The organism is Microcoleus sp. B7-D4, from assembly GCF_036705125.1.
In the GTDB taxonomy this organism is placed as follows: domain Bacteria; phylum Cyanobacteriota; class Cyanobacteriia; order Cyanobacteriales; family Microcoleaceae; genus Microcoleus.
Genome location: NZ_JAUBTT010000022.1, coordinates 1 through 14,610, shown reverse-complemented (window position 1 = coordinate 14,610; position 14,610 = coordinate 1). Strand labels below are relative to the sequence as shown.

The 14,610-nt window shown below is 45.8% G+C and carries 12 protein-coding genes and 1 tRNA gene; 8 read left to right on the top strand and 5 right to left on the bottom strand.

From position 1 onward, the window contains the following. Positions 1 to 11: 11 nt before the first annotated feature. From QUB12_RS11220 to QUB12_RS11205, 4 genes are all read left to right on the top strand, one after another. Positions 12 to 1,004 (top strand): ribose-phosphate pyrophosphokinase, encoded by a 993-nt coding sequence (locus QUB12_RS11220; protein WP_333153616.1) that lies wholly within the window; start codon positions 12 to 14, stop codon positions 1,002 to 1,004. A 433-nt stretch (positions 1,005 to 1,437) separates the two neighbouring features. Further along, on the top strand, positions 1,438 to 2,157 hold the full coding sequence (locus tag QUB12_RS11215) for a DUF3747 domain-containing protein (RefSeq protein ID WP_333306761.1): 720 nt from the start codon (positions 1,438 to 1,440) through the stop codon (positions 2,155 to 2,157). 75 nt (positions 2,158 to 2,232) lie between these two features. Continuing rightward, positions 2,233 to 2,340 carry a hypothetical protein gene (locus QUB12_RS11210; protein WP_333306760.1) on the top strand — a complete coding sequence of 36 codons (108 nt, stop codon included), beginning with the start codon at positions 2,233 to 2,235 and terminating at the stop codon, positions 2,338 to 2,340. Further along, positions 2,341 to 2,574, top strand: a complete 234-nt coding sequence (locus QUB12_RS11205) for an S-layer homology domain-containing protein (RefSeq protein WP_333306804.1) — start codon at positions 2,341 to 2,343, stop codon at positions 2,572 to 2,574. It begins immediately after the preceding gene. Between the two features lie 514 nt (positions 2,575 to 3,088). Here the strand turns inward: QUB12_RS11205 and QUB12_RS11200 are convergent. The 5 genes from QUB12_RS11200 to QUB12_RS11180 form a co-directional block, all read right to left on the bottom strand. Next, complete coding sequence (locus QUB12_RS11200) at positions 3,089 to 3,424, bottom strand: XisI protein (protein WP_333306758.1); 336 nt, start codon at positions 3,422 to 3,424, stop codon at positions 3,089 to 3,091. Next, positions 3,412 to 3,828, bottom strand: coding sequence for a XisH family protein (locus tag QUB12_RS11195; protein WP_333207195.1), 417 nt, complete (start codon positions 3,826 to 3,828; stop codon positions 3,412 to 3,414). Before QUB12_RS11195 ends, QUB12_RS11200 begins: the two co-directional genes overlap by 13 nt. 129 nt (positions 3,829 to 3,957) lie before the next feature. After that, entirely contained in the window at positions 3,958 to 4,860 is a 903-nt protein-coding gene (locus QUB12_RS11190) for a hypothetical protein (RefSeq protein WP_333306757.1), read from the bottom strand. Further along, the gene (locus QUB12_RS11185) at positions 4,838 to 9,142 is read right to left on the bottom strand and encodes an AAA domain-containing protein (RefSeq protein ID WP_333306755.1); all 4,305 of its coding nucleotides are present in this window, start codon (positions 9,140 to 9,142) and stop codon (positions 4,838 to 4,840) included. The genes QUB12_RS11190 and QUB12_RS11185 overlap by 23 nt, the downstream gene beginning before the upstream one ends. Before the next feature lie 368 nt (positions 9,143 to 9,510). Beyond that, positions 9,511 to 9,583 (bottom strand) — tRNA-His (locus tag QUB12_RS11180). Between the two features lie 607 nt (positions 9,584 to 10,190). Here QUB12_RS11180 and QUB12_RS11175 point away from each other — a divergent pair. The 4 genes from QUB12_RS11175 (at position 10,191) to cobA (ending at position 14,439) form a co-directional block, all read left to right on the top strand. After that, on the top strand, positions 10,191 to 11,717 hold the full coding sequence (locus tag QUB12_RS11175) for a serine/threonine-protein kinase (protein ID WP_333306753.1): 1,527 nt from the start codon (positions 10,191 to 10,193) through the stop codon (positions 11,715 to 11,717). 193 nt (positions 11,718 to 11,910) lie between these two features. Then, the gene (locus QUB12_RS11170; RefSeq protein WP_333107647.1) at positions 11,911 to 12,594 is read left to right on the top strand and encodes a manganese catalase family protein; all 684 of its coding nucleotides are present in this window, start codon (positions 11,911 to 11,913) and stop codon (positions 12,592 to 12,594) included. A 262-nt stretch (positions 12,595 to 12,856) separates the two neighbouring features. Continuing rightward, the gene (locus QUB12_RS11165; protein WP_333300307.1) at positions 12,857 to 13,633 is read left to right on the top strand and encodes a sirohydrochlorin chelatase; all 777 of its coding nucleotides are present in this window, start codon (positions 12,857 to 12,859) and stop codon (positions 13,631 to 13,633) included. Next, on the top strand, positions 13,630 to 14,439 hold the full coding sequence (gene cobA, locus QUB12_RS11160; protein WP_333306752.1) for a uroporphyrinogen-III C-methyltransferase: 810 nt from the start codon (positions 13,630 to 13,632) through the stop codon (positions 14,437 to 14,439). The genes QUB12_RS11165 and cobA overlap by 4 nt, the downstream gene beginning before the upstream one ends. Positions 14,440 to 14,610: the final 171 nt, after the last annotated feature.

Here is a 14,610-nt window from a genome sequence, read left to right as displayed (position 1 = left end):
AGAGGCCTGCTGTGATCCGTTCTGCTACTTTACCGCTTCCGCTTCCCGAGCCGCCGGTTTCCGCTCATGACCGTCTGCGGCTGTTCTCCGGTTCTGCTAATATTCCCCTCGCCCAAGAGGTGGCTCGCTATCTGGGGATTGATTTGGGGCCGATGGTTCGCAAGCGGTTTGCTGATGGGGAACTCTACGTTCAAATTCAAGAATCGATTCGGGGTTGCGATGTTTACTTGATTCAGCCAACTTGCTGTCCGGTAAACGATCGCCTCATGGAATTGTTAATTATGATCGATGCTTGTCGCCGCGCTTCGGCTAGACAAATTACTGCTGTCATTCCCTATTACGGATATGCTAGGGCTGACCGCAAAACGGCCGGAAGAGAGTCGATTACGGCAAAATTAGTGGCTAATTTGATTACGGAAGCTGGGGCAGGTCGCATTTTGGCGATGGATTTGCACTCGGCTCAGATTCAAGGTTATTTTGACATTCCTTTCGATCACGTTTACGGTTCGCCGGTGCTTTTGGATTATCTGGCGAGCAAGCAATTGACGGATATTGTTGTGGTTTCGCCGGATGTTGGCGGAGTCGCTAGGGCGAGAGCTTTTGCCAAAAAGCTTGGTGATGCTCCCCTGGCAATTATTGACAAGCGCCGCCAAGCTCACAACGTGGCAGAAGTGATGAACCTCATCGGTGATGTCAGGGGCAAAACTGCTGTGTTGGTGGACGACATGATCGATACTGCCGGCACGATTTCTGAAGGTGCGAGATTGTTGCGCCGCGAGGGTGCGAGGCAGGTTTATGCTTGTGCTACTCATGCGGTGTTTTCGCCTCCGGCGATCGAGCGTTTGTCTAGCGGGATTTTGGAAGAGGTAATTGTTACAAATACAATTCCTGTGCCGGAAGAGAACCGTTTTGAGCAGTTGACGGTGCTTTCGGTAGCGAATTTGCTCGGAGAAACTATTTGGCGGATTCACGAAGATAGTTCTGTAAGTAGTATGTTCCGCTAGACAGGAAAGGCGCTTTTTGAATGTTTGTTTTAGGGTGCGTTAACAAGAGTGTAACGCACCGTTTTTTTGCCCAATAGTGCGATCGTTTCCCGCAAGTAATCAGCCCAGGCGCATCTAAATTTTACTGTCAAGTCCCATCAAATTCTTGTGGAGTCGGCGTCCCGCCCGCCCGGAAAATACAATTTAGATGCCCAACAGCTTATCCAGTTCCTCGGTAAAATAACGGTTATAAGTTTGTAGTAAGGACTCAAGTCCTCATAAAATTCGCTCGGACTTTAGTTCTCACTACGAACCAATGTGACGATCGCCGATCGATCGCACTTGGTACCACCGGAACAAGAGATGGTAGAATTCTATCTTGTTGTTGGAAGAGGGCGACTTTTTTATATTCTAGATAAGTCTCATCACAATAAGGAGCCAATAGGGAAAAATCATGAAACATTCACTTGTACGAACAGTGGCCGCACTGGCAGGTTCAGCAATTTTAACACTTGGCGCGATCGGTTCGGCTAAAGCATTTACTTTTGACGAAACCGAAATTAACCAAGACCGAGTAATTGTCATCGCCCAACCCCGCCCTTTCGGCGGCCACCAATTGCTAATTGTAGAACAAGTATCTGACAAGCGAAAATGCTGGAGCGAAAGCGGATCTAATCCCGTGAAAGTCGATCCGTTATTAGTTACTTTTGATTTTACCGGTATTTGTGGCCGCGCAACAGACAGCAACGGCTTTTCAATTCGCATGGCCGGCACAGATTTAGCATTAAAATACACCCTGACTTTGGAAAGTGTTGATGGTAACGTTCTACTAATGGGAACCCCGGTAGATTACCAAGGTAAATCTGTGATTATCGGTCGCACAAATGGCGATCTTAACGAATTCATGAAAATTACTCTCGATCCTGCTTGGCGCTTGAGTAAAAGAGCTTATCAAGGCCGCACATTAGGTCACTTTTATTTCACTACCAATCAATCCGCACCGGGAGAAATTGGCAATGCCGGAGGCAATACCGAAGTAATACCGCAGCCAACACCGCAGCCAACACCCCAGCCAATACCGCAGCCAATACCGCAGCCAATACCAATACCCATACCGCAGCCAGTACCGCAGCCAGTACCGCAGCCAGTACCGCAGGAAATACCAATACCGTAGGCAATACTGGCTTTTCTACCATTCGGAGATAGCTACCGATGATATGATATCTACGCTTCGGAAATCAAAGAAGCTGTGGGCTTTGGGTTTGTAGCCCGGTTTTCTCAAAATAATACTTTGCGGCCGCAACTTGCTGTTACCAGAGAGCAATTGGTATCTTTAGTTGGGGAATCTTTGAAATGAATACAAGGTGCTAATATCACATTTCCTAGCCATATTTCTCTCCCTCAATTTAGCGACGTTGATATTTCCCGCTGGAGTGCCGGAAAAGTTCTATTTGCGCGAGACAACAAGATAGTTAGCGGCTATCAAGATGGAACTTTTAAACCTACGCAGCCCGTCACCCGCGCTGAATTGATGGGGTGCGCCATCGAGGGGCGGAATTTGCTTTGTCGGCGGGAATGCAGCCGAATTTAGTTGCTAAAGAGTGGTCTAAAACTTTTTCAGACATTCAGAATTATTGGGCTGCTTCTATTATTACTCAAATGTCTTCTTAGGAATGAGAATTAAATAAAATCCACTTTTCCTGTTTGTTGTGGGATGGGCGTCCCGCCCGTCCCCGATAGACGGGCGGGACGCCCATCCCACAAGAAAAAAGGGAAATTATTTAATTGAGGATCCTTATTGTTCTGTTGCTGCCACTATTAACGAAATGGACTCGGTTTGCTTTCGAGAATTCTGCAAAGCGCAATTACGCGGTGGCTACTTTGCGGATGCTGAAATGCGTCAACGCTTAGTAGGATTATTGTAGGGTGCGTCACGGAAGCGAATGCAAAATAATTGGGATTTTCCCAAGTGACTCACCCTACCTGATAATAGTACGTCACAGGAGGAAGTACAAAATAATGGGTGTTTTCTATCTAAAGAGACGGGCCCTATATTAAGTGGACATTTGTCAACTGTCAACTGTCAACTGTCAACTGTCAACTGTTTACGCTACACCGTAATCAGTATACGGCCGTTTGTATGGGGGTTGCAATCCCAAAACAATATCCTCTCTCGGTACTCCCATTGCAACTAATTCCTCCGCCGGATTTTGGTCGGTTAAATTTTGCTGAAGCCAGATTTTTCCATCTTTGATGTCAATGTGAATGATGCTTCGATAAATCCGGGTTAAGTGTTCCCAGCCGACATTCATCCACTGATAATGATCTCGTTCTGTGTCGCAGATAAGTTGCACTTCGACTTCATCATCGGAAACATCATCTTCGGCATAACGGGTGATTAATGTCTGAACATATTGACGATATTGAGCTAGTTTGTCCATTGCACAATTACCTCATTTGTTGGATCGTATACGATTAGCAACACCTGATACTGTTGTACCGCAGTTTGAGTAAACTCATACTGAAAAAATGTTCTATACACTTCAAATGGAACTGCCAAGTACAATTTGCGATTGGGTTCCACCGATGCCAAGGCAAGCCGATAACTGAGAAATTGCCCCAATGCAGCATAAAAGTCTGTAATCGCAGAGGAATTGAGGAAGCTTTTGATTTCGACTGCAATTTTCTCCCCACCTCGCTCCGCTGCGACTAGCCTTTCTGCTCCCAAATCGACCTGAAAGTTAACATTACCAAACTTAAACTTTAGTGGATCGGCAGTAATCACCCACTGTTCTTTTTGAAGGGCCCGTTTTACGGATTCGTGGAAGGTATCTTTGGCAGACACAAACAAATTCTCAGCGCGATTGCAAATAACTATTAATTATACCGAAATCGCGGTATATTGTCAATCGGTACAATACTAATTGTATAAATAGTTTCAATTTTTAAGTTAATTAGGACTAAAGTCCTCATATTACTTGTTTCCTGACTCTGTTTCCTTGCGTTTCTTCTTAGAGGCTGGTTTCCGATTTTTCGGAACCGGGATTGTCTCTGATTCTTGCTGTGCGATGTCTGGGGTTACTTTACACAAGTCATTTAAGGAAAGTTTTTGTTGCGATTCGAGTTCGTTTAGCAAGTTGGAGGCTGTTTCTAATATTTGTTTTCCCTGTCTAGCTTGAATAGTAGTTTTATTTTCGATCGCATCTAGCAACACAAAAACTGAGACTGTTTGCCAAATATCTAAATCGTCGCCGACGACATCGCAAGCAGAGACAATTTTGCCGTTTTGTGGGGCGTGAATTCCTAAGCCGGAATCTTGAATTAACGGCTGGATTTCTGCTAGACTTAAATTCGCAAGGTCGCTAATTTTATGTTCGAGCGATACTAAATCTGCTAAATCTGGCAAGTTGACCGATTCTGCGGCTAAAGCATCGAATTTAAAGGTAAGAGTTTGATTCAGCGGATCGGAAATGGCATAAATTGATTGAATTTGCGATCGACTAACCGCACCTTTAGCGAAAAAATCTCTACCTTGCGGGGCGATCGCAATTTTCCCATTTTCAGCCACCTCCAAGCTTTCCAAACTAACCAGAGTCGCCGCCGTAGTCTTCACAAAAATCTCGTCTAACCCCAGCAAATCCGCCAATTCCTTCAAAGTTGGTGCAGGTTCAAACTCAACACCCGCCCGCAAAATGAACTCTTCCAACACGTTAAACTCGCGCGGTTCGCTAATCGCCACCTCCAGCGGAGTTTGGCGGATTGCAAAGCGGAATTGACGCGCCGCCAACACAGACAAACCCGGATTTTGTTGCTCAATTTGTTCGGCTAGCGAACTTAAATTCGAGTCAATTGGTTTAGTTGAGGACGCTAGAGACATCTACAAAACCTCCGCAGTGACGCACCGTTTTTGAAACTTCCTGATACATTTTTCCCACTGTACCTGTTTGTTGGGTAAATAAATCGTGGCAGCCGACAACTACCAGCAATTCTTGAGCGCGGGAAAATGCCACATTCACCCGTTCCGGTTCCTTAGCAAATCCAATATCGCCCCTAACATTATTGCACACTGTGCTGACAATAATTACAGGCCTTTCCATGCCTTGAAATATGTCAACCGTACCAGTGCGGATGCTCAAAGCAGGGAATCTATCGCCTTCGATTCTGTCTTTAATTGCATTTAATTGAGCAGCATAAAAAGTGATAATTCCGATTTCTTTCGGTGGTTCACCGTCGGCAACTTTGGGCTGCCAAGCTATCTCCATTTGTTCGCACAAACGCTCGATCGCATCAATCTCCTTGACATTCAACCGCGAAGTACCCTGTTTTTCCTCTTCAAACCCTTGTGCCACGGGCGTTTTCACCCACAGAATGTGATTATTTTCTTGAATGATTCTACCTGCGAGGTTGTGGGCGCGTTTGGTGTCTGCTTCCTGAATGCCACAGTTGAGCTTTTGCTGGTAAAACTGATTGATTGCGCCCATAATTTGCGGGTGCATTCGGTATTGAGTTGTCAGCATCTTTTTGATGCTGTCGCTGGCAGTTTCAAACAATACTTTGAACAAAGATTCTTTTATGAAGCTAAGTTCGTCTCCGGTACAGCCGATGTCTTCGGCAATATCGTCGATCGTACTTTGATTAAACATCGGCGGCAATTGCCGATGATCGCCCACTAATACTAACTTTCTACCTTTCAAAGCGGGGATTAACAACTCTGGGGGAGTGCATTTGCTAACTTCGTCAATGATGACTGCATCAAAGCTGGGAAAGTTTTTAGTAAAATCGAAACTGGCAGCTTGCACGCAAGTAATGCCGATAACGTTGGCATTGTCAATATAAATTTGCTTTAAATCGTTGCGGTCTTTTTCTGATGGATTGCGGAGTTTTTGAATCCAATCTGTCACAAAGGTTTGAGAACGATTTAGCGCTGTTTCTTCTTGTTCTAATTTCCTCTGCCAAGTTTTGAATAAACGCTTAATTTTGTTCAAAAAAGCTACGGTGAATAATCCTGTATTCGGAACTTCTGGCTGATATTGAGTCGGGATAGTTTGCCATGCTGACTCCCACCAATTTCTTTCGACAAGTAATGCTGCTGTCGGTTGCTGCTGTTGCAGTTGAGCGTTAATTTCGCTCAACTCTGCTTGAAGTTCGGCGAGTTGCTGCTGCGAAGTTGCAGCCGCAGTTTGCAGCGGGGATAAATGCTCGTCAAGACTATTTTTGATAGTCTCCAAAACCCCAAAAGGATCTAAGTCAGCAATTGATTTTTCAAGCTGAATCAGGCTGGCTTTCCAAGCCTCAACTTGCTTGACAAACTGCTGCGGTTGCTCCCAAATATTCGATTTTTGGGCGAGATATTGTTCGGCTAAAATTCGCAATTTTTCAGGGACGTTTGGCTGTTGGACAATTGCTTGCAATAAATTAGTAACTTCGCTAATTTTTAAGTTTGCCTCTTGCTGCGCTGTTTCTACCTGAAGTTTAGCGGCGGCTATTTGCTGCTGGCTTAATGTTTGACCGATTTTATCTAATAATTGTTGCTGTTTGATAAGCTGCTGTTCGGTTTCGGTTTTCAGGGGAACCACGCACTGACGCGCATTGGCGAGGATACTGTGCAGCAATTCTTTGACTAGGCGATCGAAGGTAGCCTGGATCTGATTTGGCTGCAAGGATTGACTGTAAAATTGTTGAATGCTACCTAAGAAAGTGCGAGCTTTTTCGATGATAAATTTGCGCTGACTTTGGCTGACTTGGGAGTAGCTGGCGAAGTCTTTGGCTAGTTGCTGCCACTGTGTTCGATCGCCCGCAGAGAGCACGATCGGCGTTTGACTCAAATTTAGGTGCAGAAACTCGCTAAACCGGAACTGTTGCCCTTGTAGATCCTTAAAACCTGCGGTTTCTTCGTGGGATATCGCCTTTTGCAACCGATCCAAATCGGGCAAATTGATTTTGCATTTGGGCGGCACGATCGGCAATTTGAGCGATCGGGCAATTTTCAGCAATCCTGCGGGCAATTCTACCATATCATCCGTCAGCATTGCGCCCGTTTCCCAGCAAGTTTTCACAACTTCATAGAGCCCCGTATCAGCCGTCTCAATCCACTGTGCAACAGCGACGACAACGGCTGCAATTTCCGCTTTTCGCAGTTCCAAATTCTTGATTTTCTGTTCGAGATTTTGGCGGTGTATCTGATTTTGCCGATCGCCCAATTCGAGTTGATTCACAGCCTCAGACATCTGCCGCGACACCCGCAACGACTCTGCAACCGTTGACATAGCGTGACAAATATCATCAGCGCGATCGAATGCCGTCTTAAATTCCGATATTTGCGCCGCTACAGTTTCCTGCAGCCAAACAGCAATCCCAAACGCGCCGCAAGCAGGGCGATCGAAGCCTATTTGAATAGCATGGCTAGCGGCAATCCGCACATTTGCCATAAAGTTTTCTACTAAAACATTGCCTTCTGAATAGGGTTTTAGTCGGGGCATAAACTCGGCAACTTCGGGAGATTCCCAGTTGACATTAGGCGCATCCAGCAGATTTTCTAACCCACTAACTAGAGATTCAAGCTCGCTTTTGTCGGTTAAATTCCGTTCATAATCTGCTGCTTGCTGGTTGCACTTTTCCTCAATATTTGCTTTACTGTCGTGCAGGTGTTTTAATTCATTAAAAAAATCTCTCTCTGCGGCACAGTAGGCGGTAAATCGCTCTGAGTCTGCCACCAACTGCCGCAAAGATTTGACATTAGTCAGGCGCTGCGAGAGCTTTTGTTCGCAGTCAGTCGCCGTATTTTGCAGCCAAGTGCCGATCGCATTTTCCTCCAAAAACGGCTGCCCTTCTTCCTGCACCTTATGAGCTTTTCCCTTCCGCAAAGCCCGAATCGCCGGATTGTGAACTAACCGACTCAAAGCATTGTCTACAGCCAAATTTGCTTGGGAAGCAATGAGCGTTTTGCCACCCTGACGGGCAATTTGATAGCAAATCTCCGCAATCACAGTCGTTTTGCCCGTTCCCGGCGGGCCTTGAATCAAAATTAAATCCCGCGCCGAAAGCACCGTTTCTACGGCGGCCAGTTGATCGTCATTAGCATTGCGATTTAATAAGTTTTCCCGATCCAATTTAATCATTTTTTCGGGCATTCTCGCCTGAGAAGAGTCGAATAAAAACTCACTCAAATAGGGATTTTGAGCGCGGCCATCTGTCAGCATTTTTAAAGCTTTTTTCTTACGTTCAATCTGACTGATATCGCCCGCCGCCTCAAAATACAAGAATCCTTGTTTGGGCATTTGATATCTGCCGCCCGCCATGCGAGATCCTAAATCAACATCTAACTTAATCCGTAATTTACCATGTTCAAAGTCTATTTCGGCGATGCTGCCTAATGTCTCTCCATCGCGGCTGCTTCTGCTTCCGGGCGGCGAATCAAACAGGATAATTTCTTCATTTCTGGCTTTTTTCAGCCTTTCGCGAAAGTCGCCCAATTCTAAGGGATTTTCCTCATAGCCATCAAGAGTTGCGGAATTACGCTCAATTTCAAAAGTGACGATTTTGAAGCCGGAACCGTAATTGTGTCCTCGGAAAGGTACACAAAATTGACGCGCTTCGGCGATGCGTTTTTCCACATTTAAAAAAGTATGCCAAACTTTTAGTTGTTCCGTAGTTGGTATGTGTCTGTCGTCCCAAAATGGCATTTGTTGGACGCGGGCGATCGACTTTACAGGAATTGGCGCTCTACTGTTAGCCAAAAGTCGCAACTGAACCGGCAAAGAATACCCATCTTTCCTCCCTCTGGGAACCGCCACCAAACCAGCATCCAGCAGTTTTAAACCGCCAATTCCGTCTTCACAGCGTACAGTTGCTAACAACCGCAAAGTGCGATCGGCTTTTTGCAACAATTGGGGTAATTCAAAATCATCTCCATCCGTAGCAAGCAGCAATTCCCAGATTTCTTCTTCCGAAAATCTCTCATTTACCTTTTGGCGACGCACGTAGAAAAGATTGTGGGATTTGCCAGCTATCTCCGACATCAGAATTTCCGCACGTTCTCTGCATTCCCAATCGCAATATTTCCCTAAAGCCGCTTCTCCTTCTATATCCCGAATAAACTTATTAATTGTGCGATCGCCACTAAATTTATATCCCCAATCTTCTGTTACTAAAGATGGCATATTTAGATTTTAGATTTTAGATTTTAGATTTTAGATTGGATTTAAGATTAGCACATCGGAACTTGTACCGACACATTGGTGTCAATAACCAGCCTGAAACCCCTGAGAAATCTCGCTTTTCGCTGAGTCTAGATCCCCCTAAATCCCCCTTAATAAGGGGAGTAGGGGTTGACTTTGAGTACGCTCTTGTCCCCCCCTTATTAAGGGGGGTTAGGGGGGATCGCTCCCTAACTGTCAAACAGCAGACCCATACTACTTTTAACGTTAAGTTGACACAAATGATGCCGACAGAACCGCTAAATCCCAAAGATTAAGGTGTGCCGAAGCCCACCCGGAGGCGATCGAATTAAACAGTTGAGAATCAAAAGGGCGAACGATGGGACTTGAACCCACGAATGGTGGTACCACAAACCACTGCCTTAACCACTTGGCTACGCTCGCCGTATCTGTTTTAACTATAGCATCATATCTCAGCACAAGTCTAGGGGTAAGGCAAAAATATTTTGAAATATTTCTGAGCGTCCCTGAACCGGACAGATCGATGGTGCCTCAAGTTCCAAGCACAGTAAGACTATAGCACAATTTTCGCTCCGCGCGATCGGCCTGTGCGATCGGCAATTATCTCGCCCTCAGCACTTATGCGGCGTGGGTTCGGCAGCTCTGGCAGCGTCCCGATTCGATCCAGCGCATTAAAATAGCCTTATCAGCCCAGGCGCATCTAAAGTCCAGTTTGGTAAAACTCACCTCTGGCACCATTTTTAAGAACAGGCTTTCCGGCCTGTTCCACAAAGAATGAATTTCTTTTAGGGTGGGCTCTTCTAGCCCGCCCCTAAAAGCCTGATTGAGAATGGTGCAACATCTCAGATGAAATGCTTGTGGGGTGTCCAGCCCGAAAAATACAACGCCAGAAGCGGGACAGTTATGAACCCTCTCTCTTCTGTCTCTTCTCTCTTCCCTATTCCTTCGCGCCGCTTCGCGTCTTCGCGGTTCGTTTAAAAAAAACTCTTCTCCGCAATCCAAAATCTAAAATCTAAAATCTAAAATCGATATGAGCTACTGTATCAACCCAGAATGTCAAAATCCTCAAAACTCCCACACCGCCAAATTTTGCTTAAACTGCGGCTTTAACCTGTTGCTGAGACAGCGATATCGCCCGATTGAACTTTTAGGTAGAGGCGGATTTGGTAAAACTTTCCTAGCAATTGATCAAGACATCCCATCTGTACCGCGCTGTGCAGTCAAGCAATTTTATTTTTACGACCGTGACCCCGAAATTTTCAACAAAGCCGTTGAATTATTTCGCCAAGAAGCCGTCCGTTTAGACGAACTAGGAAAACACCCGCAAATCCCCACATTATTAGCCTGCTTTGAACAAGAAGGTCATATTTATTTAGTTCAAGAGTTTATAGAGGGAGCGACTCTTAAACAAGAATTAGACAAGAGTGTATACGATGAAGAGCAAATTTGGCAAGTGCTGCAAGACTTATTGCCCGTGCTGCAATTTATCCACGACAAGCGCGTAATTCACCGCGACATCAAACCCGAAAATATTATCCGCCGACAGTCAGACAACAAACTCGTATTGATCGATTTCGGCATAGCCAAACTGCTGACTGATTCAGCGATACTCCGTTCAGCAACGCTCATCGGCAGTCAAGATTATGTAGCTCCCGAACAAATGCGCGGCAAAGTATTTCCTGCTAGCGACCTTTACAGTTTAGGGGTTACTTGCATTCGCCTAATGACGCAAGTTCCTCCCTTGGATATGTACGACTGCAACAACGAGCGCTGGTGGTGGCGCGAGTTTCTTCCCAAAGCCACGAGTATTAGCGATGAGTTAGGTGAAATTTTAGATAAATTGCTGCAAACTCGTCTCACTCAGCGGTACAGTTTTGCTACGGAGGTTTTGCAAGATATCACAGCAGCTTTAGATATTCGCCATCAACATTTGCTTTCGCCCAAAAAGCCGATCGCTCCTGCTCTTAATCATAGCGACAACTCAACCGATATCAGCGCGCTACAAAGTCCTGATTCTCGGATTTTACCCACAAATGCCGTAGCCAATTCCGCAGAAACTTTTCCCTTATCTGTTACTTCAAATCTCGATCAAACCATGATTTCTGCACGGGGAATTAATTATACCAAACTACGAGATTTTTTGTCAAACAAAAAGTGGAAAGAAGCCGATCGCGAAACTTGGGGCTTGATGTGTCAATCTCTTTCCCAGCAACCGGGAACTCAGCTAGAAATTAGCCAAATTTACCAGATCCCCTGCGAAGATTTGCACACAGTCGATCGCCTTTGGCTGCACTACAGTCAAGGTCGGTTTGGCTTCAGCGTCCAAAAACAAATTTATGAAAGCGTTAAGGGAGACTATATCAGATTTTGCGATCGGGTCAACTGGCAAACCTACAATTCTGCTACTACTTTAGGGCAGATTAAATTTAGTCAGCAAGCACCAATCGGACACCTCCCCTCTCGCAGTTGGGTTGGCGGCATTCAGTGGCTGCGACACCTCGATGCCCTGTCAGCAAAATTAACCGAGTGCGACAATAATCCTGCTTGTAAATTGTAATTTGGTCTACCGACTCACTAAGTAAAATTTCATATTTAAACTCTACCTGAAAGCAGAGAAATTTGTCGAGCTAGATGTATCCATCGACCGAGGCTCGGTGCGATCGCTTGTCGCACAATGGATTAAGGCGAACACAGATAAAGTCTGCCATCCTTGAGACTTTAACAACAGAACTAAAAAGAGGTACCGATCCATGTTTTTTCATAAAAAAGAATTAATGGCTGCAGTCACAGTAGACGAAGCCAACCCCCGTTTTGCCCAATTGCTGCTAGAACAGTTTGGCGGAGCAACAGGAGAACTGACAGCAGCTTTGCAATACTGGGTGCAGTCATTCCACTGTGAAAATCCAGGGATTAAGGATATGCTCCAAGATATTGCGATCGAAGAATTCAGCCACTTAGAAATGGTGGGCCAACTCATAGAAATGCACACCAAAAACGTTGACCAAACAGAAGCTTACAAAAGCACTTTGTTTGCCGTGCGTGGCATAGGCCCACACTTGTTGGACAGCCAAGGTCAAGCTTGGACAGCAGCTTATATCAACGAAGGCGGGGATGTGGTGCGCGATTTGCGCGCTGATATCGGCGCGGAAGCAGGAGCCCGCCAAACCTACGAAGAGTTGATTAAACTAGCACCGGATATGGGAACGAAAAAGACGTTGCAGTTTTTGCTGACTCGCGAAATTTCTCACACTCAAATGTTCATGAAAGCTCTGGAATCTCTCGGTAAACTCACCGATCCGATGTTCGGCAACATTCCGCCAGATAACACCGTAGATCTCTACTTTAACTTGTCCACAAATGGCAAGGATGAACGCGGCCCTTGGAACTCGGAACCCACTTTCAAATACATTGCCGATCCCGCTCCCAAAGGTTAATTTGTGAGTTGTGTAGCGTGTGTGGCTTAGAAGATTTAAGCCCAGTGTTAAGTAATTTTTAAGCCGCACACCTTCTTTTTGAGGGTGTGCGGCTTAGAAGATTTAAGCCCAGTGCGTAGGTTGGGTTGAGGAACGAAACCCAACATTTTCTCTACAATTTTCCTTAACTGAACCTTATTGATTTTTAAGCCACGCACCCTAGGATATCGAACTTTTGTGTTGAGTATTTTTCAAGTCACGCGCCCAACGGTGTTATAATTATTTGAAATCCGGCTCGAACATTAACATCAAATCTATATTGAAATTGCGATCGACCTATTTATTAGTCTCTCACGGCAGCCGTGACCCCAGACCCCAACTAGCTTTGGAAAACCTAGGTCAACTGCTGTCTCAAACATTGGCTGACTCATTCCCCGCAGTCGCAACCGCCACCTTAGAACTCGGCCCCGCACCGCTGCACGAACAAATTTGCAGTTTTGGCGAACGTACACTGTCCCTGGGACTGACAGAATTGCAAATACTGCCTGTATTTTTATTGCCGGGAGTTCACGTCGCCGAAGACATACCGGCAGAGGTGGAAATTGCCCAACAAACTTTTGGTGACAAGCTAAAAATTGAATTGCGCCCGCATTTAGGTTCTCAGGAAGCAGGCTTAACAAAATTGGTGAAAAGTCAGATGGAAGAGGTGGCTTTTCTCCCCAATCTGCTATTGCCAAAATGGATTTTATTATCTCACGGCAGCCGTCGGCCCGGAGGTAACTCGACTGTTGAGAAAATCGCCAGCAAACTCGGTGCACAGACCGCTTATTGGTCGGTAAAGCCGAGTTTGTCAGAACAAATTGACAGTTTGGTTCGTGGTGGACAGCAGCAAATAGGAATTGTGCCATACTTCTTATTTAATGGAGGAATTACAGATGCGATCGCCAAAAATGTCGCACAGCTAAAGCAGCAATTTCCTGCGGCGGAACTTCATCTCGCAAATCCTCTAGGCCCAAGTGTACAATTAGCAGACTTAATTGGGAATTTAATTCAAAAATGAACCGCAGAGGCACAGAAGAGGTAAAGGAAGCAAGAAAAATGTCTTTAGGAAAAGTGTATTTAGTAGGTGCGGGGCCCGGAGATCCGGGTTTGATGACCTTGAAGGGAAAAGCTTTGTTAGAGTGCGCGGATGTGGTGATTTACGACGCTTTAGTCAGCCCTCAAATTTTGGCAGCAATCAACCCCCAAGCAGAACGAATTGATGCCGGAAAACGCAAAGGGCGTCACTCGTTAATGCAGGACGAAACAACTCAGTTAATGATAGAAAAAGCTGGAGATAATGCGATCGTAGTTCGTCTCAAAGGCGGCGATCCGTTTATCTTCGGCCGCGGTGGCGAAGAAATGGAAGAGTTGGTAAAAGCTGGAGTGTCGGTAGAAGTTGTGCCCGGTGTAACTTCTGGGATTGCGGCCCCTGCTTATGCAGGAATTCCTTTAACACATCGATCGTACAGTTCCTCAGTCACCTTTGTCACCGGTCACGAATCAGCGGGAAAATATCGACCGGAGGTAAATTGGCAGGCGATCGCCCGTGGCTCCGAAACCATTGTAGTATACATGGGAATCCACAATTTGCCTTACATTATCGGCCAGTTAACAGCAGCAGAATTAAGTGCAGAAACGCCCATAGCGTTAGTGCGCTGGGGAACGCGGCCGGAACAAGAAGAATTGATCGGGACTTTGGGTACAATTGTAGAGCAAGTTGAGGCGATCGGATTTGCAGCACCTGCGATCGCCGTAATCGGAAATGTCGTCAATTTGCACTCGATATTGTCTGGCTGTCGGCCCGTTTCTCAGACTGTAGAATAAGCGGGGAAATTGCCCCTAAATCCTCGTAGGGTGCGCCGGGCCGCGCACCTTACTGCTAAATCTATTTTTGGCGATTAGTTATGCTCGCCAACAACTAAGGATCGCGAATTAAATAACTTACAATTTTAATTGTTATTGTGGGATGGGCGTCTCGCCCGTCCAAAAAGGACG

Excerpts from the sequence above, each read along its gene's own strand:
- QUB12_RS11215 (WP_333306761.1), top strand. The coding sequence starts at position 1,438 with ATGAAACATTCACTTGTACGAACAGTGGCCGCACTGGCAGGTTCAGCA.
- QUB12_RS11200 (WP_333306758.1), bottom strand. The coding sequence starts at position 3,424 with ATGGACAAACTAGCTCAATATCGTCAATATGTTCAGACATTAATCACC.
- QUB12_RS11190 (WP_333306757.1), bottom strand. The coding sequence starts at position 4,860 with ATGTCTCTAGCGTCCTCAACTAAACCAATTGACTCGAATTTAAGTTCG.
- QUB12_RS11185 (WP_333306755.1), bottom strand. The coding sequence starts at position 9,142 with ATGCCATCTTTAGTAACAGAAGATTGGGGATATAAATTTAGTGGCGAT.
- QUB12_RS11175 (WP_333306753.1), top strand. The coding sequence starts at position 10,191 with ATGAGCTACTGTATCAACCCAGAATGTCAAAATCCTCAAAACTCCCAC.
- QUB12_RS11170 (WP_333107647.1), top strand. The coding sequence starts at position 11,911 with ATGTTTTTTCATAAAAAAGAATTAATGGCTGCAGTCACAGTAGACGAA.
- cobA (WP_333306752.1), top strand. The coding sequence starts at position 13,630 with ATGAACCGCAGAGGCACAGAAGAGGTAAAGGAAGCAAGAAAAATGTCT.